This window comes from Streptomyces sp. NPDC012508 (assembly GCF_042902595.1).
Taxonomy (GTDB): Bacteria; Actinomycetota; Actinomycetes; order Streptomycetales; family Streptomycetaceae; genus Streptomyces.
On record NZ_JBIBEO010000008.1, the window covers coordinates 442,901 to 465,843 of the forward strand.

The 22,943-nt window shown below is 72.5% G+C and carries 20 protein-coding genes; 13 read left to right on the forward strand and 7 right to left on the reverse strand.

The annotated features are described in order from the left end of the window. The first annotated feature begins 60 nt into the window (after nt 1-60). The 6 genes from ACFY8U_RS27790 to ACFY8U_RS27815 all read left to right on the forward strand — a co-directional run bounded on the left by ACFY8U_RS27790 (nt 61) and on the right by ACFY8U_RS27815 (nt 4,709). The gene (locus ACFY8U_RS27790) at nt 61-708 is read left to right on the forward strand and encodes an amino acid ABC transporter permease (protein ID WP_389574949.1); all 648 of its coding nucleotides are present in this window, start codon (nt 61-63) and stop codon (nt 706-708) included. Beyond that, the gene (locus ACFY8U_RS27795; RefSeq protein ID WP_389574952.1) at nt 705-1,679 is read left to right on the forward strand and encodes an amino acid ABC transporter permease; all 975 of its coding nucleotides are present in this window, start codon (nt 705-707) and stop codon (nt 1,677-1,679) included. Before ACFY8U_RS27790 ends, ACFY8U_RS27795 begins: the two co-directional genes overlap by 4 nt. 163 nt (nt 1,680-1,842) lie before the next feature. After that, nucleotides 1,843-3,510: an FAD-dependent monooxygenase gene (locus ACFY8U_RS27800; RefSeq protein WP_389574955.1), complete on the forward strand. Its 1,668-nt coding sequence runs from the start codon at nt 1,843-1,845 to the stop codon at nt 3,508-3,510. A gap of 47 nt (nt 3,511-3,557) precedes the next feature. After that, a complete protein-coding gene (locus ACFY8U_RS27805; protein ID WP_315893453.1) occupies nt 3,558-3,629 on the forward strand; it encodes a putative leader peptide in 72 nt (23 codons plus the stop codon). Between the two features lie 88 nt (nt 3,630-3,717). After that, on the forward strand, nt 3,718-4,293 hold the full coding sequence (locus ACFY8U_RS27810) for a cysteine dioxygenase (RefSeq protein WP_389574957.1): 576 nt from the start codon (nt 3,718-3,720) through the stop codon (nt 4,291-4,293). Then, on the forward strand, nt 4,290-4,709 hold the full coding sequence (locus tag ACFY8U_RS27815) for a rhodanese-like domain-containing protein (RefSeq protein ID WP_389574960.1): 420 nt from the start codon (nt 4,290-4,292) through the stop codon (nt 4,707-4,709). Before ACFY8U_RS27810 ends, ACFY8U_RS27815 begins: the two co-directional genes overlap by 4 nt. 59 nt (nt 4,710-4,768) lie before the next feature. On the opposite strand, the gene recX is transcribed toward ACFY8U_RS27815, so the two are convergent. Together recX and recA are read right to left on the reverse strand one after the other, a co-directional pair. Further along, nucleotides 4,769-5,335: a recombination regulator RecX gene (recX, locus tag ACFY8U_RS27820; RefSeq protein WP_389574962.1), complete on the reverse strand. Its 567-nt coding sequence runs from the start codon at nt 5,333-5,335 to the stop codon at nt 4,769-4,771. 4 nt (nt 5,336-5,339) lie between these two features. Beyond that, nucleotides 5,340-6,479, reverse strand: coding sequence for a recombinase RecA (recA, locus tag ACFY8U_RS27825; RefSeq protein ID WP_389575044.1), 1,140 nt, complete (start codon nt 6,477-6,479; stop codon nt 5,340-5,342). Nucleotides 6,480-6,707: 228 nt separating this feature from the next. Here recA and ACFY8U_RS27830 point away from each other — a divergent pair, with 228 nt between their 5' ends. From ACFY8U_RS27830 to ACFY8U_RS27850, 5 genes are all read left to right on the forward strand, one after another. Continuing rightward, on the forward strand, nt 6,708-7,934 hold the full coding sequence (locus tag ACFY8U_RS27830) for a sensor histidine kinase (RefSeq protein WP_361603910.1): 1,227 nt from the start codon (nt 6,708-6,710) through the stop codon (nt 7,932-7,934). Next, complete coding sequence (locus tag ACFY8U_RS27835) at nt 7,931-8,596, forward strand: response regulator (protein ID WP_389574965.1); 666 nt, start codon at nt 7,931-7,933, stop codon at nt 8,594-8,596. The genes ACFY8U_RS27830 and ACFY8U_RS27835 overlap by 4 nt, the downstream gene beginning before the upstream one ends. Before the next feature lie 145 nt (nt 8,597-8,741). Then, a complete protein-coding gene (locus ACFY8U_RS27840; RefSeq protein ID WP_389574968.1) occupies nt 8,742-10,025 on the forward strand; it encodes a cytochrome ubiquinol oxidase subunit I in 1,284 nt (427 codons plus the stop codon). A gap of 11 nt (nt 10,026-10,036) precedes the next feature. After that, a complete protein-coding gene (locus ACFY8U_RS27845) occupies nt 10,037-10,813 on the forward strand; it encodes a cytochrome d ubiquinol oxidase subunit II (protein WP_389574971.1) in 777 nt (258 codons plus the stop codon). Between the two features lie 21 nt (nt 10,814-10,834). Beyond that, the gene (locus tag ACFY8U_RS27850) at nt 10,835-13,012 is read left to right on the forward strand and encodes an MMPL family transporter (RefSeq protein WP_389574974.1); all 2,178 of its coding nucleotides are present in this window, start codon (nt 10,835-10,837) and stop codon (nt 13,010-13,012) included. Nucleotides 13,013-13,104: 92 nt separating this feature from the next. On the opposite strand, the gene ACFY8U_RS27855 is transcribed toward ACFY8U_RS27850, so the two are convergent. Then, nucleotides 13,105-14,250, reverse strand: coding sequence for an AI-2E family transporter (locus tag ACFY8U_RS27855; protein ID WP_389575046.1), 1,146 nt, complete (start codon nt 14,248-14,250; stop codon nt 13,105-13,107). Between the two features lie 355 nt (nt 14,251-14,605). Then, nucleotides 14,606-14,800: a DUF3046 domain-containing protein gene (locus ACFY8U_RS27860; protein ID WP_361441542.1), complete on the reverse strand. Its 195-nt coding sequence runs from the start codon at nt 14,798-14,800 to the stop codon at nt 14,606-14,608. 79 nt (nt 14,801-14,879) lie between these two features. Between ACFY8U_RS27860 and ACFY8U_RS27865 the strand changes: the two genes are divergently transcribed. Then, entirely contained in the window at nt 14,880-15,809 is a 930-nt protein-coding gene (locus ACFY8U_RS27865) for a hypothetical protein (RefSeq protein WP_389574977.1), read from the forward strand. A gap of 245 nt (nt 15,810-16,054) precedes the next feature. Here the strand turns inward: ACFY8U_RS27865 and ACFY8U_RS27870 are convergent, their stop codons facing one another. The 3 genes from ACFY8U_RS27870 to ACFY8U_RS27880 all read right to left on the reverse strand — a co-directional run bounded on the left by ACFY8U_RS27870 (nt 16,055) and on the right by ACFY8U_RS27880 (nt 18,194). Continuing rightward, a complete protein-coding gene (locus tag ACFY8U_RS27870; protein WP_361441536.1) occupies nt 16,055-16,363 on the reverse strand; it encodes an AzlD domain-containing protein in 309 nt (102 codons plus the stop codon). Beyond that, nucleotides 16,360-17,148, reverse strand: coding sequence for an AzlC family ABC transporter permease (locus ACFY8U_RS27875; RefSeq protein ID WP_389574980.1), 789 nt, complete (start codon nt 17,146-17,148; stop codon nt 16,360-16,362). The genes ACFY8U_RS27870 and ACFY8U_RS27875 overlap by 4 nt, the downstream gene beginning before the upstream one ends. Before the next feature lie 95 nt (nt 17,149-17,243). Beyond that, a complete protein-coding gene (locus tag ACFY8U_RS27880) occupies nt 17,244-18,194 on the reverse strand; it encodes an AraC family transcriptional regulator (RefSeq protein WP_389574982.1) in 951 nt (316 codons plus the stop codon). Nucleotides 18,195-18,287: 93 nt separating this feature from the next. Between ACFY8U_RS27880 and ACFY8U_RS27885 the strand changes: the two genes are divergently transcribed. Further along, nucleotides 18,288-22,928, forward strand: coding sequence for a DEAD/DEAH box helicase (locus tag ACFY8U_RS27885; RefSeq protein WP_389574985.1), 4,641 nt, complete (start codon nt 18,288-18,290; stop codon nt 22,926-22,928). Nucleotides 22,929-22,943: the final 15 nt, after the last annotated feature.

Below are 22,943 nucleotides of genomic sequence, written 5' to 3' on the forward strand. Positions count from 1 at the left end.
GGGAGTACGGGGCGCCGCTCCTCCTGCCCGTAAGCCGCTGACAGCCGACGCGGAGACCTCATGAACGTACTGCTCGACCATTTCCCGGAGTTCCGCGACGGCTTCATAGGAACCGTGTCGATCACCGCCGTCAGCTCGCTCATCGCGCTGGTCCTCGGCGTCGTCGTCGCCGGCTTCCGGGTCTCGCCCGTCCCGCCGCTGCGCTTCTTCGGGACCGCCTGGGTCACGCTCCTGCGCAACACCCCGCTGACGCTGCTCTTCCTCGTCTCGTTCTTCGTCATCCCCGAGATCCTGTTCCCGGGCATGAGCCCCTTCGTGCTCGGCTCGCTGGCGCTCGGCTTCTACACCTCCGCGTTCATCTGCGAGGCCGTCCGCTCCGGCATCAACACGGTCCCGCTCGGTCAGGCGGAGGCCGCCCGCTCGCTGGGCATGACCTTCTCGCAGACCCTCCGGATGATCGTGCTGCCGCAGGCCACCCGGACCGTACTGCCGCCGCTGAGCTCGATCTTCATCGCGCTCACCAAGAACTCGGCCATCGCGGGAGCCTTCAGCGTCACCGAGCTCTTCGGCTGGCAGACGCTGATGAGCGAGCAGGGCTACGCCATCGGCCCCATCTTCGCCTGGGTGGCCGCCGCGTACCTGGTCGTCACCTTCACCATCAGCGGGATCTTCCGTCTCCTTGAGCGCCGCATGGAGGTCGCCCGATGAGTGCCAGCGTTCTCTACGACTCCCCGGGCCCCAAGGCGCGTGTCCGCAACCGGATCTTCGCCGTCGTGGGCACCGTCGCCATCGTCGCGCTGCTCGCCGTGAGCGTGCTCCGGCTGGCCGACAAGGGGCATCTCGACCCCGCGATGTGGGACATCTTCAACTACGCGGGCATCCGGCAGAACATCGCCGACGCCCTCCTCGCCACCCTCAAGGCCTTCGGCCTCGCGGCGGTCGGCTCGCTCGTGCTCGGTGTGCTGCTCGCCGTCGCCCGGCTCTCCGACCACGCGCCGGTCCGCGTGGTGGCCACCGGCTTCATCGAGCTGTTCCGCTCGATCCCGCTGCTGATCACGATCTACGCCGTCTGGGTCGCCTTCCTCACCGACTACTCGATGTGGGCCCTGGCCATCGGCCTGTCGATCTACAACGGCTGTGTCCAGGCCGAGGTCCTGCGCGCCGGCGTGAACGCCGTGCCCAGGGGGCAGAGCGAGGCCGCGTACGCCCTGGGCATGAGCAAGACCCAGGTCATGACGACCGTCCTGATGCCGCAGGCCGTCCGGGCGATGCTGCCGACGATCATCAGCCAGCTGGTGGTCACCCTGAAGGACACCTCGCTCGGCTTCGTCATCCTCTACCCCGAGCTGCTCTACTCGGCCCGTCTGATCGCCTCCAACACGCAGGTCAACGGCCAGTACCCGTACGTCTCCACCATCGTGGTCTTCGGCGCCATCTACATCGCGCTGTGTCTGGCGCTCTCGGCGCTCGCCACGTGGATCGAGAAGCGGGGGCGCCGTGCGAAGACGGGGATCGCCGTCTCCGAAGCCGGCGTGACAGGGGTCGCCCAGGGCAACGAGGCCGTGCTGATCCCGCCGACCCGCACCGAGGCCCCGGGAGGCTTCGACGGTGTGGCGCCCGGCGGAGACGGGTCGCACCGCGGCGACGGGGCCGACGGGACCGGTATCACGAAGAACTGACAGTATGTGACATCATCCGGGGGCAGTGGCGGTCGCGCCGCTGCCCCTGTCGCTTGACGCAAGCACCCGCAATGGGTTGCATACGTTCTGTGATCACGCACCGGGCTCGCGCCACACTTCGCTGTGCTACCCGCATGACCGAACGGCCTTCAGGAGCCGCGCCGTGGACCCGGTGATCATCGTCGGCGCGGGGCCCGTGGGCCTCGCGCTCTCCCTTGCCCTGGCCTCGCAGGGTGTGCCCACCGTCGTGCTCGACGAGGGCCCCGGCAAGGAGGAACCGCGGCCCGCCCGAACCGTCGTGCTGCGGGCCGACATGGCCGCGATGGTGGAGCGGCTGGGCTGCGCCACTCTGCGTGACGAGGGGGTCCGCTGGGTCGGCTGGCGCTCTCTGCGTCGCAAGCAACAGATGAGGCACATCGAACTGAGTCTCGGTCTCGGCGGTACGGAGGGTGACGACGAGAGCCCGGCGGCTCCGCTCCACATTCCCCAGCACGCCCTCGCCCGGGGTCTGCGCGACGCGATCGCCGGGCAGGAGCTGATCCAGGTCGTCGGCGACGCCCGCCTCGACACGATCGAGCAGGACGCGAGCGGTGTCACGGCGCACACCCGTGGCCCCGGCAGCGGCGCCAACGGGACGTGGTGGCGCGGCAGCCATCTGGTCGGTTGCGACGGCGCCCGCTCCACGGTGCGCAAACTGCTCTCGATCCGCTTTCCCGGGCGTACGGCGGTGGAGCGGCACGCGGTGGCCGCGCTGCGCGTGGAACTCCCCTGGCCGGGCGAGGCCCTGCTCCACCGCCAGCCGCCATGGCGGGGAGGCGGCGAGGAGGTCACGGCCCGCCCGCTGCCGGACGGGGTCTGGCGGATCGACTGGCTGCTGCCGCCGCGGGGCGATCTCGTCACCCCGGACGCGCTCGTGTCCAAGATCCGCGAGACCCTGGCCGGCTGGTGCGGCGGGGAGACACCCCCGTATGAGTTGATCGACACCGGTGTCCACACGCTGCACCACCGGCTCGCGCGGCGCTGGCGCGTGGACCGGGTCTTCCTGGCGGGTGACGCGGCCCATCTCCTCGGCGCCGTGGGGACGCAGGGCCTCGACGAGGGGCTGCGGGACGCCGACAACCTGGCCTGGAAGCTCGCGTACGCCTGGCACCACGGGGCCTCGGACACCCTCCTCGACAGCTACCAGAGCGAGCGGCGGGCCGCCGTCGCCTCCCGCCTGCGGGCCGCCGACCAGTCACTGCCGGTGCTGCGCGGGGGTGGCGGGCTTCGGACGTATCTGCCCGGTGGCTCGCGTGGCCACGACACCTTGCTGACGGATGGTCACCTGGGGCGCGGACCGCTGGGCGCGCCCCCCGCGTACCCGCACTCCCCCCTCGCGCCCCAGGACGCCGGGGCGTCCCGGAGCGCGGTGGGCACGGGTACGGGCGCGCCGGTCGAGGACGTCCGTGTGACGGCGCCGGACGGCACGACGGTACGGCTCCGGGACCGGCTCGGCCGGGGGCGGCTCCTGGTCGTGCTCGTCGCGCCCGGCACGGGTGTGTGGGACCGGCGGCACTGGATGAGCGCGGGCGTGATGCCGCGGCTCGTGGAGGCGGTCCGGGCCCTGCCGGTGAAGGCGGAGCTGCTGGTCACGGAGGCGTACCCGGGCGCCGTCGCCCACACGGTCCTGCTCGTCCGTCCGGATGGGCATCTGGTCGCCTCGTTCCCCGGGGTGCGGCCCGACGAGCTGTACGCGGCGGCGGACGCGACCCGGGGCGGCAAGGCGGAGCCCGCGGACAGCGAGGTCGCCTCGGCGGTGGCGAAGAGCGACCGTACCGCGGACATCAATTGACCCTCGCGGGCGCACATGGTGTACTCCGGAGCGTGACCGACACCGATGTGCGCCTGTGGCGGAGGGTCCATATGGATCTCCTCCGTTTCGCGGGCTGCGTGTGTCGCCCGTCCTGCTGACTTCGCCCTCCTTCGCGTGAACCCCGCCGCCGACCAGGTCGGTGTGCCGTCTCGCGCGCCTTTCCCGCGAACCTCAGGACGGTCCTCCGTGCCCCAGCATGTCCCCGCGCCATCCGGCGTCTCCTCCGCGTCCTCCTCCGCGCCCTCCGCCCCCTCCTCCGCGTCCTCCTCCGCACCCACCGCCGCCGAGCTTCTGGACTTCGTCCGTCGGACGGCGGCGGACACCGAGCTGATCGACTCGTTGCCGCTCGACCCCGAAGGCCGGACCTGGGTGCGGCTGGAGGGCCCCGGTGGCAGCGAGGCCTGGCTCATCGGCTGGCCGCCCGGCACGGGCACGGGGTGGCACGACCACGCCGAGTCCCAGGGCGCGTTCACCACGGCTCGCGGCACTCTGACGGAGAACTCCCTCACGGTGCGGCTTCCTTCGGGCGGCTGGAAGACCCTGGAACTGGCCGACGGCGTCGACCGTGAGCGGCGGCTGCCGGCGGGCAAGGGGCGTGCGTTCGGGCAGCACCATGTGCATGAGGTGCTCAACGAGTCCGGCGACACGCACGCTGTGTCGGTCCACGCGTACTATCCGCCGCTCCCGCTGATCCGGCGCTTCAGCCGGTCGGGAGCGGTGCTCCGTCTTGAGCAGGTCGAGCGTCCGGAGGACTGGCAGTGAGCGCGTACGAGGCGGCCGAACGGGTGGGAATCGACGAGCTTCTCGAGCGGGTCAGGTCCGGCCTGGACCGGATCGAGCCGCGCGCGGCGCACGAGGCGTACGAGGCGGGTGACGCGCTTCTGGTCGACACCCGGTACGCGGCGCTGCGGGAGCGGGACGGGGTGATTCCGGGCGCGCTGATCGTGGAGCGCAACGAACTGGAGTGGCGGCTCGACCCGTTGGGCAGCCACCGCGCGCCGGAGGCGGTCAGCCATGACCTGCGGGTGCTGGTGTTCTGCAACGAGGGGTACGCGTCCTCGCTGGCGGCGGCCTCGCTGCGGCAGCTGGGACTGCACCGGGCTACGGACGTGATCGGCGGCTTCCAGGCCTGGAAGGCGGCGGGCCTGCCGGTCGTCCCGCCGGGCACCACGACGTAGCCGGTACGCAGCAGGGTGCGAGGGCGACGGCGCGCGCCCCCCTCCAGCCGCTGCCCCGGCTAGAAGGGGTCGTCCAAGCCGTCGGTGTCCTCGCCCTCGGCCTCCAGGGCTTGGCGGACGACCCGTAGGGCCATGCCCTCCGGGTAGCCCTTGCGGGCCAGCATCCCCGCGAGCCGGCGCAGCCGGCGGTCCCTTTCGAGGCCGCGGGTGGCGCGGAGCTTGCGATCGACGAGCTCGCGCGCGGTGATCTCCTCCTGCTCGGAGTCCAGTTGCCCCACCGCCTCCTGGATGAGCGAGGCGTCCACGCCCTTGGTGCGCAGTTCACGGGCGAGGGCGCGGCGGGCGAGTCCCCGCCCGTGGTGCCGGGACTCCACCCACGCGTCGGCGAAGGCGGCGTCGTCGATCAGCCCGACGTCCTCGAAGCGTGAGAGGACCTCTTCGGCGACGTCGTCGGGGATCTCGCGCTTGCGCAGGGCGTCGGCGAGCTGCTTGCGCGTGCGGGGGGTCCCGGTGAGCAGGCGCAGGCAGATCGCCCGCGCCCGCTCAGCCGGATCCTGGGGCGACAGCTCCTTCTCGGCCCTCGACGAGTCGGCGCTGTCGCCCGGCCATTCGGTGCGACCGGTCACTGGCTCAGCTCTTGGCCGCCGGGGCCTTGGTCGCCTTGGTGGCCTTGGCCGCCGGGGCGGCCTTGGCCGCCTCGTCCGCGGCGGCCGGCTCCGTGGCGCCCGCGGCGTCCGTGCCCGCCTCGGCCGTCGCGGCTCCCGGCCGGACGCCGACGCCCAGCTTCTCCTTGATCTTCCGCTCGATCTCGTTGGCGAGGTCGGGGTTGTCCTTCAGGAAGTTGCGGGCGTTCTCCTTGCCCTGGCCGAGCTGGTCGCCCTCGTACGTGTACCAGGCGCCGGCCTTGCGGACGAAGCCGTGCTCCACGCCCATGTCGATCAGGCCGCCCTCGCGGCTGATGCCCTGGCCGTAGAGGATGTCGAACTCGGCCTGCTTGAAGGGCGGCGCGACCTTGTTCTTGACGACCTTGACGCGGGTCCGGTTGCCGACCGCGTCCGTGCCGTCCTTGAGGGTCTCGATACGGCGGATGTCGAGGCGCACCGAGGCGTAGAACTTCAGGGCACGGCCACCGGTCGTGGTCTCCGGCGAGCCGAACATCACGCCGATCTTCTCGCGGAGCTGGTTGATGAAGATCGCGGTGGTCTTGGACTGGTTGAGCGCGCTGGTGATCTTCCGAAGCGCCTGGCTCATCAGACGGGCCTGGAGACCCACGTGCGAGTCGCCCATCTCGCCCTCGATCTCCGCCCGCGGGACGAGCGCGGCGACGGAGTCGATGACGATGAGGTCGAGGGCGCCGGAGCGGACCAGCATGTCGACGATCTCGAGGGCCTGCTCACCGTTGTCCGGCTGGGACAGGATGAGGTTGTCGATGTCGACACCGAGCTTCTTCGCGTACTCGGGGTCGAGGGCGTGCTCGGCGTCGACGAAGGCGACCTGACCGCCGGCCTTCTGGGCGTTCGCCACGGCGTGCAGCGTCAGGGTCGTCTTACCGGAGGACTCCGGGCCGTAGATCTCCACGACACGGCCGCGGGGCAGTCCGCCGACGCCGAGCGCGACGTCGAGGGCGGTCGAGCCGGTGGAGATCACCTCGATCGGCTCCTGGGTGCGGTCGCCCATGCGCATCACGGCACCCTTGCCGAATTGCCGTTCAATCTGCGCGAGCGCGGCTTCGAGGGCCTTCTCGCGGTCGGTACCTGCCATGGGTTCCACCCGGTTTGCTTGAGTCGATCGCTTCATGTGAAAGACGCTAACCCCTGCCACTGACAATGGGCCCCGGCGTCCCTCCGACCTGTGGATAACTCGCCCACATCCCCGCGATTCCAAGGGCCGGAATCCCATAAGAATGGATGTTCGATTTTGGTGTCAAGCGCACCACGCGGGCCCGCGGTCACCGGTCGACGGGCGCCCGCCGTCCCACGCCCCCCTATCCTTCCTGGCATGGCCCTCCCCTTCCGCGACCGTGGCGGCCGCATGTCCCCGCGGGTCGCCGATGCCGTCGTGGCGCTCGTCGTGGCCCTCGTCGTGGCCGTCTGGACGCTGCTGTCCGCGGGGTACGAAGGCGAGCCCGTCGGCCGTACGGTCGCGGCGTGGGCGCTGATCGCGGTCGGCTGCGGGGCGCTCTGCTTCCGGCGGCGGGCGCCCGTCGTCGTCGCCGCCGTCACCCTCCTCGCCTGCGCGGTCTACTACCCGCTGTCGGCCCAGGACGGTCCGCTGATGATCACCTTCGCCCTCGCGCTGTACACCACGGCGGCGGAGGGCCGGTTCGTCGCCGCCGTCGCGCTCGCCTCGGTCACGCTGCTCGCCGTCGGGCTCGGCGAGATCCGGCAGGACGCGGGCCGCCGGCAGATCGACGACACCTCTCTCGCGATGCTGGCCGGCTGGCTGATCAGCCTCGTCGCCGTGGGCCGCGCCCAGCGGACCCGGCTCGCCTATCTCCACGAAGTGGAGCAGCGGGCGCACGCCGCCGAGCGGGAGCAGGAGGCGCGGGCCCTGCAGAGCGCCACGGCGGAGCGGCTGCGGATCGCCCGGGAGCTGCACGACGTGCTGGGCCACAGCATCTCGCTGATCAACGTGCAGTCGGGGGCCGTGCTGCACCGGCTGAGCAAGAAGCCGGAGCCGGAGGTCGCGCTGGCCGCCGCCGAGGAGGCCCTCGAAGCGGTGAAGGCCACCAGCAAGGACGCGCTGCGCGAGCTGCGCGCCACTCTCGGGGTGCTGCGCCAGGCCGACGAGGCCGCGCCGACCGGGCCGACCTCCGGTCTCGCCCTGCTGGGGGATCTGGTGGAGCGGGCCAGGGGCACGGGCCTCGACGTCCGCACGGAGCTGACGGGCACCCCCGTACCGCTGGCGCCTCCTGTCGATCTCGCCGCGTACCGGATCGTGCAGGAGTCACTGACCAATGTGACCCGGCACTCCGGTGCGCGTACGGCCACGGTCACGCTCGACTGGCGGGCGGACGAGCTGCGCCTGCGGATCGAGGACGACGGCGAGGGCGCTCCGGAGGAGCGGCCGCTGGGCAGCGGCATCCGGGGCATGGCCGAACGCGCCCGGGCGTTCGGCGGCGAACTGACCGCACACAGCACCACCGAGGGCTTCCGGGTCGACGCCCGGCTGCCGATCGGCGCACCCGCGTCCACGACCACCACGTCCGAGGGGGACCCCCGATGATCCGCGTCGTACTCGCCGACGACCAGACACTGGTCCGGGCCGGGTTCCGCTCGATCCTGGCCGACGAGGACGACATCGAGGTGGTCGGGGAGGCCGCGGACGGCGAGCAGGCGATCACCCTCGCCCGCGAACTGCGCCCGGACGTGGTCCTGATGGACATCAGGATGCCGGGGCTCGACGGTCTGGAGGCCACCCGCCGGATCACCGCCGACGCCCGGCTCGAAGGCGTCCGGGTGGTCATCCTGACCACCTTCGACGTCGACGACTACGTCTACGGCGCGCTGCGCGCCGGGGCGAGCGGCTTCCTCGTGAAGGACACCGAGCCGATGGAACTGCTCCACGGCGTACGGGTGGTGGCCCGCGGCGACGCGCTGATCGCCCCGGCGGTCACCCGCCGTCTGATCGCGGAGTTCGCCGGCCGCTCCAGGCAGCCGGACCCCAGCCCGCGCCTGAACGCCCTCACGGAGCGGGAACGCGAGGTGATGGGCCTGGTGGGAGCGGGTCTGTCCAACGACGAGATCGCCCGGCGCCTCGTCCTGTCCCCGGCCACCGCCAAGACACATGTCAGCCGGATCATGACCAAGCTGGACGTACGCGACCGGGCGCAGCTGGTGATCCTCGCGTACGAGTCGGGGATGATCACACCCGGCTGGATGGGGTGACACCCGGCGGTGTCCCCTAGGGGGCACACGCGCGTGGGCGCAACTCCTGGGGTACGCGCGCGTGGGGCGGCGCAACCGAGGGGGTACGCCCACTGACCACCGCCGGGCGACGCGGCGCCCGTAGCCGTACGCCGACGCTGGCAGCGTGAATCCAGACGTCCTCGATCTCGCCCGGCTGCAGTTCGCCCTCACGGCGGGCGGCCACTTCCTCTTCGTCGCCCTGACCCTGGGCCTCGCGACCGTGGTCGCCGTCGTCCAGACGGTGGCGACGATCGGGCGGAAGCCCCTGCACGCGCGCATGGTCCGCTACTGGGGCCAGCTGTACGTGATCAATTACGCGGTCGGAATCGTCACGGGCATCGTGATGGAGTTCCAGTTCGGGATGAGCTGGAGCGGGCTGACGCACTACGCGGGCAACGTCTTCGGCGCCTCGCTCGCGGTCGAGACGATCGTGGCGTTCTTCGTCGAGTCGACCTTCCTCGGTCTGTGGATCTTCGGCTGGCATCGCTTCAACCGCTGGGTCCATCTCGCGACGATCTGGATCGTCACGCTGACCGCATACCTCTCGGCGTACTGGATCCTCGTCTCCAACGGCTTCCTCAACAACCCGGTCGGGTACCGGACCGAGGGCGGCAAGCTCGTCCTGGACGATCCGATCGCCGTACTGACCAACCCCTCGGCGCTCCTCGCCTTCGGCCACATCCTCGCCGGGGCGCTGCTCACGGCCGGGTTCTTCGTGGCCGGCGTCAGCGCGTACCACCTGTTCCGGCGGTCGCCCGAGTGGGAGTTCTTCGGCCGGAGCCTGCGGATCGGGGTCTTCCTCTCCTTCCCCGCGCTGATGGTCACGGCGGTCTTCGGAGGCGTCCAGTTGGCTGCGCTGAGCACCCTGCAGCCCATGAAATCTGCCGTATTCAGCCAGAAGACCGCCGAAATAGCGCAGATCCAGGCGGACATGGTCGCCCGCTTCGGCCCGGGCGACTACGTCCCCTCCGAGGCGTGGACCCGAGGCGGCGGTCTGGTCATGCTCCTCTGCTTCGCCCTGATGATGTACTTCACCTTCGCCGGCGTGATCCTCGCCTGCTTCAAGACCGTCGTCTTCCGCTTCCGCCTCTGGCATCTGGCCCTGATGGCCGCCGTGCCGCTGCCCTATCTCGCGATGATCAGCGGCTGGGTGTTCCGGGAGGCGGGCCGTCAGCCCTGGGTCGTGTACGGGCTGCTGAAGACCGAGGACGCGGTCTCCGACCTCTCCCCCGGCGCCATGCGCGCCTCCCTGATCGTCTTCACCACCCTCTTCGGCCTGCTCGTCGTCCTCAACGCCTGGCTGCTCGCCCGCCACGCCCGCAGGGGCCCGGTCGACTCCGGCCTCGGCCACGACGACCGGGACGGCCGCGAGAACCCCGCCGACTCCCTGCCCGCCACCAGCTACTGAGGAGCCCGGCCGTGGAAACCCTCGCCATCGCCCTGCTCGCCTTCTTCGCCACCGGCTACTTCGTGCTCGCGGGCGCCGACATCGGGACCGGAATGCTCACCCCGTACCTCGGCCGCACCGACCACGAGCGCCGCCTGGTCATCACCTCCTTCGCGCCCTTCTTCCTCGGCAACGAGGTGTGGCTGATCGCCACCGCGGGCGTCCTCGTCGGCTGCTTCCCCGACCTCGAAGGGGAGCTGCTGTCCGGCCAGTTCGCGGTGGTCGTACCCCTCCTGACCGGTTGGATCGTCCGTGACGTCGGGCTGTGGTCGCGCGGTCGCGGGCCGGGACCACGCTGGCGGGCGGTCTGCGACGGGGCGGTGGTGTGCGGCAGCTGGACGGTCGCGCTGGCGTGGGGGTGGCTGCTCGCCGCGCCGCTGACCGGCCTGCCGTACGAGCGAGCCACCGGCCCCACCGCGATCCTCGTCGCCCTTGCCGTGGCCGCCCTGTTCGCTGCGCACGGGCTCGGCTTCGCCACACTCCGGCTGACGGGGCAGCCGTACGAACGCGCCCGGCTGCTGGTGGGGCGGACCGGCCCCTGGCAGTCCTTCGCCCTCACCGCGGTCCTCCTCGGGGCTCTTCCGCTTCTCGCCGGGATCGCCCTTCCGCTGACCGAGCGGGCCGCCGACGGCGCCACGCTCGCGCTGCTCGTCCCCGCACTGCTCGTCGTCACCCCGCTCATCGTCGCCGCCCAGGCGTGGACCTGGCGCACGTTCCGGCACCGGGTGACCCGTCCCTCGTACCTGTAACTCCCAGAAGGAGAAACGATCATGACGACCGCGCGGGACACCGATCCCACGACGAACCCGGCGAGTCCGCCGCAGCCGCCGACCCGGCGGGGCAGCGTCTTCGAGCGCCTGGCCACCTTCTCGTACCGCCACCGCTGGTCCGCCGTGCTGCTGTGGATCGTGGTCGTGGTCGCCGCGACCGGCGCCTCGACGGCCGTCGGCAGCGCGTACCACAACGACTTCTCTCTGCCCGGTACCGATTCCCAGACCGCACGGACGGTCCTGGAGCGGCACGGATCCGCCCAGGCCACGGACGCCACCCTGCAGATCGTCGTCAAGGACGAGCGGGGAGTCCGCGAAGAGACCGTCCACGCGCGCGTGGAGGGACTGCTCGACACGGTCGGGGGTCTCCCGGGCGTGACGGACGTGCGCGGTCCGTACGAGGAGAAGGCGGCGGTCTCCGAGGACGGAACGGTCGGCTACGCGACCGTCACCCTCGACGATGCGGCGGAGAACACCGACCGCACCGAGGTCCTGAGGATCATCGACACCGTACGGGCGGCGCAGGGCGACGGGCTGAGCGCCGCCGTCGGCGGTGACGCGGCACGCGGCGCCGAGGAGGGAGGCGGCGGAGCGGCCGAGGGCGCGGGCATGCTGGGGGCGCTGGTGATCCTGGTGTTCCTCTTCGGCTCCCTGGTCGCGGCGAGCCTGCCGGTGGTCACCGCGATCTTCGCCGTCGGCAGCTCGATCGGGCTGATCGCCCTCGCCTCACACCTCGCGGACGTCGCGGACTTCACCCCGCCGATCATGATGCTGGTCGGCCTCGGCGTCGGCATCGACTACGCGCTGCTGATCTTCTCCCGCTACCGCGGCGAGCTGCTGCACGGCGCGGAGCCCGAGCGGGCGGCCCGGACCGCACTGGACGCGGCGGGGCGCACGGTCTTCTTCGCGGGCTGCACGGTGATCATCGCGCTGATGGGTCTGGTCGCGCTCGGACTGGGCTCGCTCCAGGGCGTGGCGCTCGCCGTCGCCCTGACCGTCCTCGTCACGATGGCCGCCTCGCTCACCCTGCTCCCGGCGCTGCTCGGGATCTTCGGCCGGCGCATCCAGCGGCAGGTCGCCAAGCGCGCCGCGAAGGCGACGCGCGAGGAGGGCGCCCGCTGGCGCGGCTGGGCGACGGCGGTGCAGAGGCGTCCGTGGGCGGCGCTACTGGTCTCGCTCGCGGCGCTCGGCGCGCTCGCCGCGCCCGCACTCGACATGCGGCTCGGCTTCGCCGACGCGGGCAACGACGCCCCGGCGAAGTCCAGCAGGCAGGCGTACGACCTGCTGGCCGAGGGTTTCGGACCGGGCTTCAACGGACCGCTGATCGTGGTCGCGGACGGCGGCGGCGAGCGGGCCGCGGACGCCCTGCTCCAGGCCCTGGAGAACACGGCGGGCATCGCGGCGGCGAGCGGGCCCATCCCGACGAAGGACGGCGCTGTCTCGACCGTCATCGCCTTCCCCGAGTCGGCTCCCCAGGCCGAGGCGACGTCGGAGCTCGTCGACCGGCTGCGGTCCGACGTCCTGCCGCCGGTGGAGCGGTCGACGGGCGCCGATCTGCTGGTCGGTGGACCGACGGCGGCGACCGAGGACTTCGCCGCCACCGTCGCGGACCGGATGCCGCTCTTCGTCGCGATCGTCGTCGGACTCTCCGCGCTGCTGCTGCTCCTCGTCTTCCGGTCCGTACTCATCCCGGTCAAGGCGGCGCTGCTCAACCTGGTGAGCATCGGAGCGGCACTGGGGGTGATCACCCTGGTCTTCCAGCACGGCTGGTTCGGCGTGCAGCCCGGCCCGATCGAGGTGTTCATCCCCGTGATGATCTTCGCGATCGTCTTCGGACTCTCGATGGACTACGAGGTCTTCCTGCTCTCCCGGATCCACGAGGAGTGGGAGCGCACGAAGGACCCGCAGGGCGCGGTACGGGAGGGCCTCGCGGCGACGGGCAAGGTCATCACGGCCGCGGCGGCGATCATGATCGTGGTGTTCTCGGCCTTCGTCCTCAGCCCCGACCGGATGCTCCAGCAGTTCGGCCTCGGCCTCGCCGTGGCGATCCTGCTGGACGCGGTGGTCATCCGCTGTCTGATCGTGCCCGCGGTCATGCAGCTGCTCGGGCGGCGCGCGTGGTGGCTCCCGGCCCCGCTGGAGCGGATCCTGCCGAAGGTGCAGCTGGAGCGCCACTGACGGGGGGCACGCGCGCGTACACGCGAGTGGGCGCGCGCGGGTAGTGCGGGTACACGCTGGCGGCCACGCGCGTCACCCGCGGGCGGGCAGGGTCAGGTGTCGTCCTCCTCCGACGACGCCTGGCCCTGCTTCTTCTTGTGGTGCAGCGCCTTCTGCAGCCGGGCCACGACGGCCTCCCCGTACCGCCTGTGGCCGTGGACGCGCGGGTCGTCGGTCACGGCGTACCGCTTCACGTAGGCGCCGAGGAAGGCCTGGAGCGTGGCGATCGCCGGAATCGCGATCAGCGCGCCGACGGCCCCGAGCAGCGCCGTTCCCGCGATCACCGATCCGAAGGCCACCGCCGGATGGATGTCGACGGTCTTGGACGTCAGCTTCGGCTGGAGGATGTAGTTCTCGAACTGCTGGTAGATCACGACGAAGATCAGCACCCACAGCGCGTACCAGGGGTCGACGGTGAAGGCGATCAGCATCGGCAGCGCACCCGCGAGGTACGTGCCGATGGTCGGGATGAACTGCGACACCAGGCCGACCCACACGGCGAGCGCGGGCGCGTACGGCACGTCCAGGATCTCGAAGAGCACGAAGTGCGCCACGCCGGAGATCAGCGCCATCAGGCCTCGCGAGTACAGATAACCGCCGGTCTTGTCGACGGCGATCTCCCAGGCCCGCAGCACCTCGGTCTGCTTGGCCGGCGGCAGGACGGAGCACAGCGCGCGGCGCAGCCGGGGCCCGTCGGCCGCGAAGTAGAACGCGAAGAGGAAGATCGTCAGGAGCTTGAACAGCCCCCCGAGGAGGGTGGCGGAGACATCCAGGACACCGGCGGCGCTGTTCTGCACGTACTTCTGCAGCCAGTCCGAGCGCAGCAGGCTGTCCTGCACCTCGACCCGGGACAGCTCCGTGTGGAAGTGCTGGTTGGTCCAGTTGATGAGCGAGTCGAGGTACTTCGGGAAGTTCTCGACCATGTCGACGATCTGGCCCGCGAGCATGGAGCCCAGCAGGACGACGAATCCGACGCCGAACACGAGGACGGCGAGGGACACGAGGAACGTGGCGAGTCCTCGCCGCATGCCACGGGCGGCCATCCGCCCGACGGCCGGTTCGATGGCGAGGGCCAGGAAGAAGGCGACCAGGATGTTGACGAGGAGCCCGACGAGCTGGTGGAAGGCCCAGCTGCCCAGCTGGAAGCAGGCGTAGAGCGCGAGGGCCAGTACCAGGGCCCGCGGCAGCCAGCGGGGCATCCGGGCTGCCGGAGCGGTCGTGCCCGCCCCCGGGGTACCCGCTCCGCCCCCGGCCCCCGCTCCACCCGCGGTCGCGGTGGCGGGCTCGGGCGCGGACTCGGACGGCGTGGACGCGGTCTGCCCCGTCGACGCCGTCGTGCCGGTGTTCTTCTTCGCCGATACGTCCCAGGACGACTCGTCGCCGGATGCCGCGGAGGAACTGTCCTCGGCCGAACGCGCCTTCGGAGGTCTTCCGGTCACGCCCCGGTTGAAGGTCCCTTCGGGGGTCGTCCTGCCGGTCGCGTCGGTTTCGTCTGTCGGAGCCACCCCGCCAGTCTCGCTCACCGCGCGGACATTCCCTCGCCGCCGGAGCACGTCAGCGTTTGTCCGCGGGTACGTCCATGGCCGCGCAGACCGCCCGCCACACGTCCTTCGCCTCCCAGCCGGCGTCCAGTGCCTCATGCACCGTACGTCCGCCCAGTTCGGACATCACATGGTCCCGCGCGAAGGACTCGGCGTAGGAGCCACCGAAGTGGTCCGCCATCCGCTCCCAGAAAATCGTCAACCGCATGACCCCAGTATCCCGCCCCCAAGAGTGCAGCCGGGCCGGTATGCCTTGTCACACGCCTTGGGCGGCCTACGGTCGGACCATGGCTGGAACTCCTCTCGCGGCTCCGCACCACACGCCGCTCGCGCGCGCCGAACAGTTCGTCTGGCTGACGGCCCGCGTGCTCGAACAGCGCCGGTTCGCGTACCACTTCCTCCGCGGCGGCGCGGAACCCGTCGAGGTCGCGCTCGCGGCGTACCTCAACGAGGACGGCGGCTACGGCCACGCGCTCGAACCGGATCTGCGCGGTCCGGTGAGCCAGCCGCTGCACACCGGGCACGCGCTGCGGGTCCTGGACTCCATCGGCCGCTGCGGCGGGCTGCGGGTCGAACGGATCTGCCGCTACCTCACCGAGGTGTCCACGCTCGACGGGGCGCTGCCGGCGATCCACCCGTCGCAGCGGGGCTATCCCAGCGCGCCGTTCGTGCCGGTCGTCGACGACCCGCCGAGCGCGCTGCTGTCCACGGGCCCGGTGGTCGGGCTGCTCCACCGCAACCAGGTCTGGCACGCCTGGCTGTTCCGGGCGACCGAGTTCTGCTGGTCGGCGGTCGAGTCGCTGGAGAAATCGCATCCGTACGAGATCGAGGCCGCCGTCGCCTTCCTGGACGGGGTCCCCGACCGGTCACGCGCGCAGGCGGTGGCCGACCGGCTGGGGCGTCTGGTGCGGGAGCAGGGCCTCGCGGCCCTGGATCCCGGGCGGCTCGACGAGTTCCCGGTCGCGCCGGGGTACGCGCCGGACGAGCACCACTTCCCGTACGACTACGCGCGCGTGCCGGATTCGCTGGCCCGCCGCTGGTTCACGGACGAGGAGATGGCGCGCTCCCTCGACCACCTGGCCGCCGGCCAGCAGGACGACGGCGGATGGCCGATCACCTGGCGGCAGTGGGCCCCGGGCACGGCCTTGGAGGCGCGCCCGATCGCAACGATCGAAGCGCTCCGGACCCTGCGGGCCCACGGCCGCGCGATCGCCTGAAGGAGGTCGGCCGGGCCCGCGGGCGGCACACCTCGCCGGGCCGGGTCACCGGCCCAGGCTCGGTGGCCGGGTCACCGGCCCAGGCTCGGTGGCCGGGTCACCGGCCCAGGCTCGGTGGCCGGACCGGGCTGGGGCCACCGCCGGCAGGAGGGCCGGTCCGCCGCGGCCGCGGGCGCCGGACGGTGGTCCGGCGACGCCGGCCGCCCGTCGCCCCGGTCACGCGCCCAGCGCCCGCCCCTCGCCCGTCACCCGCCCAGCGCCCGCACCCCGGCCGTCACGAGTACAGCCGCGGCCACGACGACCAGGAAGGGGGCCCGCAGGACCAGGGCGAGCGCGGCGGCCGCCACGCCCGCCGCGCGGGCGTCCAGGGCGAGGCCGGTCCCCGCGCCGAAGGTCTGCTGGGCGGTGAGCGCCGCGAGCAGGGCCACGGGCACCAGGGCCGCCATTTGCCGGACGGCCGGTCGTTCGAGGGTGCCTGCCGGCACCAGGAGCCCGAGCAGCTTGACCAGGTAGCAGCCCACGACCGTGAGGCCGATCGCGATCCAGACGGTCATCGCTCCCCCTCCTTCTTCGACGCACCCGACGCATCCGACGCACGCCGCCCACCCAACACACCCGGCTCATCCGTCCCACCGGCCATGCGCCTGCCCCGCAGCCACAGCACCGCGGGCGCGGCGAGCGCCGCCGCCAGGACGGGTACGCCGGCCGGCAGCACGGGCAGCAGCCCGAGGCCGAGCACGACGGCGAGCCCCGCCGTGTACCGCTCCGTCGCCGTCTTCAGCATGGGAGCGAGGAGCGCGAGGAAGACCGCGGGTCCTGCCGCGTCCAGACCCCAGGCCTCGGTGTCGCCGATTGCCTCGGCACCGAGGGCGCCGAGCAGGGTCGTCAGGTTCCACAACACGTAGAGCGTGAGGCCGGTGACGGTGAAGCCGATCCGCGCGGCCCGTCGCGTCGGCTGCGTGAGTGCCACGGCGGCTGTCTCGTCGATGACCCACTGCGCGGCGAACGGCTTGACCGCGCGGGGCAGGGCGAGGAGCTGGGACAGGCGCAGCCCGTAGAACGCGTTACGGGTGCCGAGGAAGAAGGCGCCCGCCGCGGCCGTGAACGGGTTCCCGCCGGCCGCGAGCGCTCCCACCAGCGCGAACTGCGAGGCGCCGGTGAAGACGAGCAGGCTGAGCGCGCAGGTCTGGAGCAGGCTGAGTCCGGAGCCCGCCGCGGTCACGCCGAAGGCGAAGCCGGAGAGGCCGACGGCGATCCCGACGCCGAGCGCATCGCGCACGACCGCCGAGTCCGGCTTGGTCCTCTCCCGTATGACTGGGGGTGCTGTCTGTTCTGCCACGCCAGGGACGTTACGAGCTCCGGCCACCCGCGGTCTTGTACGTTCTTGCACCCCTCGGGCCCGCACCTACGTTCTTGCACCCCTGGGGCCCGCACCTACGGTCTCGCACCCCCCGGCCCCGCACCCCGCGGTGCTGCCGCGTCCCGCAGGGCCTCGCCTCCCGACGACCCCACCCCGTCCCGCATGGCCTCGCCGCCCGACGACTCCACCCCGCCCCGCAGGGCCTCCCCGCCCCGCGAGCGCTGGTACGCCCCGGGCGGCACGCCCACGCTCCGTGCGAAGTGCCGGTTGAGGTGCGGCTGGTCGGTGAAGCCGACGGCGACCGCCGCCTCGGCCGGTGCCGTCCCGGCGTCGAGCAGGTGCCGCGCCCGCCGCACGCGCGCGTCGGTGAGCCACGTGTGCGGCGGCATCCCGTACGTGTCGCGGAAGGCCCGCAGCAGGGCGAAGGGGCTGGTGCCGAGGTCGGCGGCGAGGCGCTCCAGGGTCGGCGGATCGGTCATCCGCTCCTCCAGGACCGCACGCGCGCGTGCCGCGTTGCGGGCGCCTGCCGAGCGCGGGGCGAGCCGTGCGATCCGGCCCCCGTGGCTGCGCAGCATCCTGGCCGTGACCAGCCGCAGGAGGCTGTCGGCGGCCAGTGCGTTGCCCTCCTCCGCGGCCCGGTGGACGCCGATGACGAGTTGCGCCGCGTACGGGTCGTCCACGACGGGGTCGGTGAACCCGACATCGCCGCGCAGCGCGATGGTGTCGGCCGCGATGGACCGGATCAGCTCCGCGTCGGGGTAGATCGTGCGGTACGTCCAGCCCTCGGGCACACCCGCGTACCCGGTGTGCGGGGTGTCGGGGTTGACGAGCGCTATCTGGCCGGGCCCGGCGTGCACGAGGTCGTCGCGGTAGTGGAAGGCCTCGACACCGTCGGTGATCGCGGCGAAGACGAAGGTCTCGTGGGTGTGCCGGGCGAAGGCCTTGCGCACGTAGTGGGCGTGCAGCAGATCGACTCCGGGCAGCTCGGAGTACTGCCAGTACCGTGCGCGTTCCCCGGTCGCCATGCTTCCCATTCTGCGCCACCGACCGCTGCCCGCCACGAGCGGGGTTTCCCCAGGTCCGGGCGGTTGTCAGTGGCGGGGTGCACGATGGGTGACATGGTCAGGTCCGCACTCGACTCGTTCTCCCCCGCGACCCGCGCATGGTTCACCGGGGCCTTCCACGCGCCCACCACGGCGCAGGAGGGCGCCTGGCAGGCCATCGGCGCGGGCTCGGACGTGCTCGTGGTCGCCCCGACGGGGTCAGGCAAGACCCTGGCCGCCTTCCTCGCCTCCCTCGACCAGCTGGCCTCCACCCCGCCACCGGCGGACCCGAGGAAGCGCTGCCGCGTGCTGTACGTCTCGCCGCTGAAGGCCCTGGCCGTCGACGTCGAGCGCAACCTCCGCTCCCCGCTGACCGGTATCCGCCAGGAGTCGGTCCGCCTGGGGCTGTCCGAGCCGGACGTCCGGGTCGGGATCCGCTCCGGCGACACCCCGCCCGCCGAGCGCCGCGCGCTGGCCACGAAGCCGCCGGACATCCTGATCACGACCCCCGAGTCCCTGTTCCTGATGCTGACCTCCGCCACGCGGGATGCGCTCGCCGGGATCGAGACGGTGATCCTGGACGAGGTCCATGCCGTGGCCGGGACGAAGCGCGGCGCGCATCTCGCGGTCTCCCTGGAGCGGCTCGACGAGCTGCTGCCCCGCCCCGCGCGCAGGATCGGCCTGTCGGCGACCGTCCGGCCGGTGGACGAGGTGGCCCGCTATCTCTCGCCGCAGCGCAGGGTGGAGATCGTCCAGCCGCCGTCCGGCAAGGAGTTCGACCTGTCGGTGGTCGTCCCGGTCGAGGACATGGGTGAGCTGGGAGGCTCCCCGGCCTCCGAGGGCACGGACGGCGGCGACAAGCCCTCGATCTGGCCGCATGTCGAGGAGCGCATCGCCGATCTCGTCCAGGCCCACCGCTCCACGATCGTCTTCGCGAACTCGCGCCGGCTCGCCGAGCGCCTGTGCAACCGGCTCAACGAGATCGCGTACGAGCGCGCGACGGGCGAGCCGATGCCCGACGACGGCCCGCCACCGGCCCAGATCATGGCTCAGTCGGGCGCGGCCCAGGGAGCACCCGCCCTGCTCGCCCGCGCCCACCACGGCTCGGTCTCCAAGGAGCAGCGCGCCCAGGTAGAGGAGGACCTCAAAGCGGGCCGGCTGCCCGCCGTTGTGGCCACCTCCAGCCTGGAGCTGGGCATCGACATGGGCGCGGTGGATCTCGTCGTCCAGGTCGAGTCCCCACCGTCGGTCGCCTCGGGCCTCCAGCGCGTGGGCCGAGCCGGTCACCAGGTCGGCGCGGTCTCCACGGGCGTGGTGTTCCCGAAGTACCGCGGTGACCTGGTCCAGGCGGCCGTGGTCACCGAGCGGATGCGCAGCGGCTCGATCGAGTCGATGCGCATCCCCGCCAACCCGCTGGACGTCCTCGCCCAGCAGCTCGTGGCGATGGTCGCCCTGGACTCGTGGCAGGTGGACGACCTGCTGGCGACGGTCCGCCGCGCCGCGCCCTTCGCCTCGCTGCCCGAGTCCGCGTTCACGGCCGTCCTGGACATGCTGGCCGGCCGCTATCCCTCCGACGCCTTCGCCGAGCTGCGTCCCCGCGTGGTCTGGGACCGGGTGACCGGGACGGTCACGGGTCGTCCGGGAGCGCAGCGGCTCGCCGTCACCTCCGGCGGCACGATCCCCGACCGCGGCCTCTTCGGGGTCTTCCTCGCCGGTTCCGACCCCAAGAAGGGCGGTGGCCGGGTCGGGGAGCTGGACGAGGAGATGGTGTACGAGTCTCGGGTCGGCGACGTCTTCACGCTGGGCACCACGTCCTGGCGGATCGAGGACATCACTCGGGACCGGGTCCTGGTCACCCCGGCTCCGGGTGTGCCGGGCCGGCTGCCGTTCTGGAAGGGCGACCAGCTGGGCCGCCCGCTCGAACTGGGGCGCGCGGTGGGCGCGTTCCTGCGTGAGGTCGGCTCGCTGGAGCCGGAGGACGCCCGGCTGCGGCTGGTCGCCGCCGGCCTGGACGCCTGGGCCGCCGACAACGTCCTCGCCTATCTGGCCGAGCAGCGCGAAGCATGTGGGCATGTGCCGGACGACCGCACGATCCTGGTGGAGCGGTTCCGGGACGAGCTCGGCGACTGGCGGGTCGTCATCCACTCCCCCTTCGGGGCCCAGGTGCACGCCCCGTGGGCGCTGGCCCTCGGGGCGCGCCTCGCCGAGCGGTACGGCATGGACGCTCAGGTGATGCACGCCGACGACGGGATCGTTCTGCGCCTGCCGGACGCCGATCTGATGGGCCTGGATCTCCTGGATCAGGAGCCGGTCGACCCCGGGCGGCACCTGGACACGACTTTCGACTCCGACCAGGCCCCGATCGGCGCCGCGGACGCGCTCTTCGACAAGGGCGAGATCGGCCAGATCGTCACCGACCAGGTCGGCGGGTCGGCCCTGTTCGCCTCCCGCTTCCGGGAGTGCGCGGCGCGTGCCCTGCTGCTGCCGAAGCGCAATCCGGGCAAGCGCACCCCGCTCTGGCAGCAGCGTCAGCGCGCGTCCCAGCTGCTCCAGGTGGCGAGTGAGTTCGGGTCCTTCCCGATCGTCCTGGAGGCCGTCCGCGAATGCCTCCAGGATGTCTTCGACGTTCCGGGGCTCGAAGAGCTGATGGGCGACATCGAGTCGCGCCGGGTCCGCCTGGTCGAGGTGACCACTCACGAGCCGTCGCCGTTCGCCCGCTCCCTGCTCTTCGGCTATGTCGCCCAGTTCCTGTACGAGGGCGACTCCCCGCTCGCCGAGCGGAGGGCCGCCGCGCTCTCCCTGGACTCGCGTCTCCTGGCCGAGCTGCTGGGTCAGGCGGAGTTGCGCGAGCTGCTCGACGCCGAGGTACTGACGGAGCTGGAGCGGGAGCTCCAGTGGCTCACCGAGGACCGCCGGATCAAGGACGTGGAGGGCATCGCCGACGCTCTGCGGGTCCTCGGCCCGCTCACGGAGGCCGAGTTGGCCGAGCGCGGCGGGGAGCCGGCCTGGGCCCACGAGCTGGGAGCCGCCCGCCGGGCCATCCGGGTCCGGATCGCGGGCACGGAGCACTGGGCGGCGATCGAGGACGCCGGCCGGCTGCGGGACGCTCTCGGCACCGCCCTGCCGGTGGGGGTGCCCGAGGCGTTCACGGAGCCGGTGAAGGACCCCCTGGGCGATCTCCTGGCCCGGCACGCGCGCACACACGGCCCGTTCACGTCCTCCGCGGCCGCCGCCCGCTTCGGCCTCGGCGCCGCGGTCACCGACGGGGCACTCCAGCGGCTGGCCGCGGCCGGCCGCGTCGTCCAGGGCGAGTTCCATCCCTCCGGGATCGGCCAGGAGTGGTGCGACGCGGCCGTGCTCCGCCGCCTGCGCCGCCGCTCGCTCGCCGCGCTCCGCCACGAACTGGAGCCCGTGGCCCCCGCCGCGCTCGCCACGTTCCTCCCCCAGTGGCAGCACCTGGGAAGCAACAGCCTGCGCGGGATCGACGGGCTGGCCCGCGCCATCGAGCAGTTGCAGGGCGCGCCCGTGCCGGCCTCCGCCCTGGAGAAGCTCATCCTTCCGTCCCGTGTGCGGGACTACTCCCCCGCGCTCCTCGACGAGCTGACGACCACCGGCGAGGTCGTCTGGGCAGGCGCGGGAGCCCTGCCCGGCAAGGACGGCTGGATCTCGCTCTATCTGGCCGACGCGGCACCGCTGTTGATCCCGCCGCCGCACCCGCTGGAGCTGACCGCCCTCCACGAATCGGTGCTCACCGCCCTCTCCGGCGGCTACGGCCTGTTCTTCCGCCAGATCGCCGACCAGGTGCGGGCCACCACCCACCCGGACGCGACCGATCCCCAACTCGCCGACGCAGTCTGGGACCTGTCCTGGTCCGGCCGGCTCACCAACGACACGCTCGCTCCCCTGCGCTCCCTGCTCGGCTCGGGCCGTACGGCGGGATCCACCGCCCACCGCGCCAAGCGCACGATCCCGCGCGGCCGTTACGGAACGCTCAGCGCGGCCGCCCGGCCCGCCTCCCGCACCGGCCCGCCGACCGTCAGCGGACGCTGGTCCCTGCTTCCGCCCCTGGAGCCGGAGCCGACGCACCGCGCCCACGCGCTCGCCCGTACGCTCCTGGACCGGCACGGCGTGGTCACCCGGGGCGCCGTGGCCGCCGAGGGTGTCGAGGGCGGTTTCTCGGCGACGTACCGCATCCTGTCCGTCTTCGAGGACAGCGGCCAGGCGCGCCGTGGCTATGTGGTGGAGGGTCTCGGCGCGGCGCAGTTCGCGATGGACGGGGCCGTGGACCGGCTGCGCGCGGCGGCGACAGCCCGGGACCGCGGCGCCGAGGCCGGGGCGGGCCCGCGCGCGGTGGTGCTGGCCGCTGCCGACCCCGCCAACGCGTACGGGGCGGCGCTGCCCTGGCCCGAGCCGCCCAGCGGCGCGGGCCACAAGCCCGGCCGCAAGGCGGGCTCCATGGTCGTGCTGGTCGACGGGGAGCTCACGCTCTACATGGAGCGCGGCGGCAAGACGCTGCTGTGCTGGCCGACCGACCCCGAGGACCCGGCACTGAGAGCCGCGGCCGAGTCCCTGGCCACCGCCGCCCTGGCGGGCTCGCTCGGTACGGTCACGGTGGAGCGGGTCAACGGCTCGCCCGCGCTCACCTCCCCGCTCGCCCGCTCGCTGGAGGCCGCCGGCTTCCACGCCACCCCGAGGGGGCTGCGCCTCCGCCCGTAGAAGACCCGTGAGGGA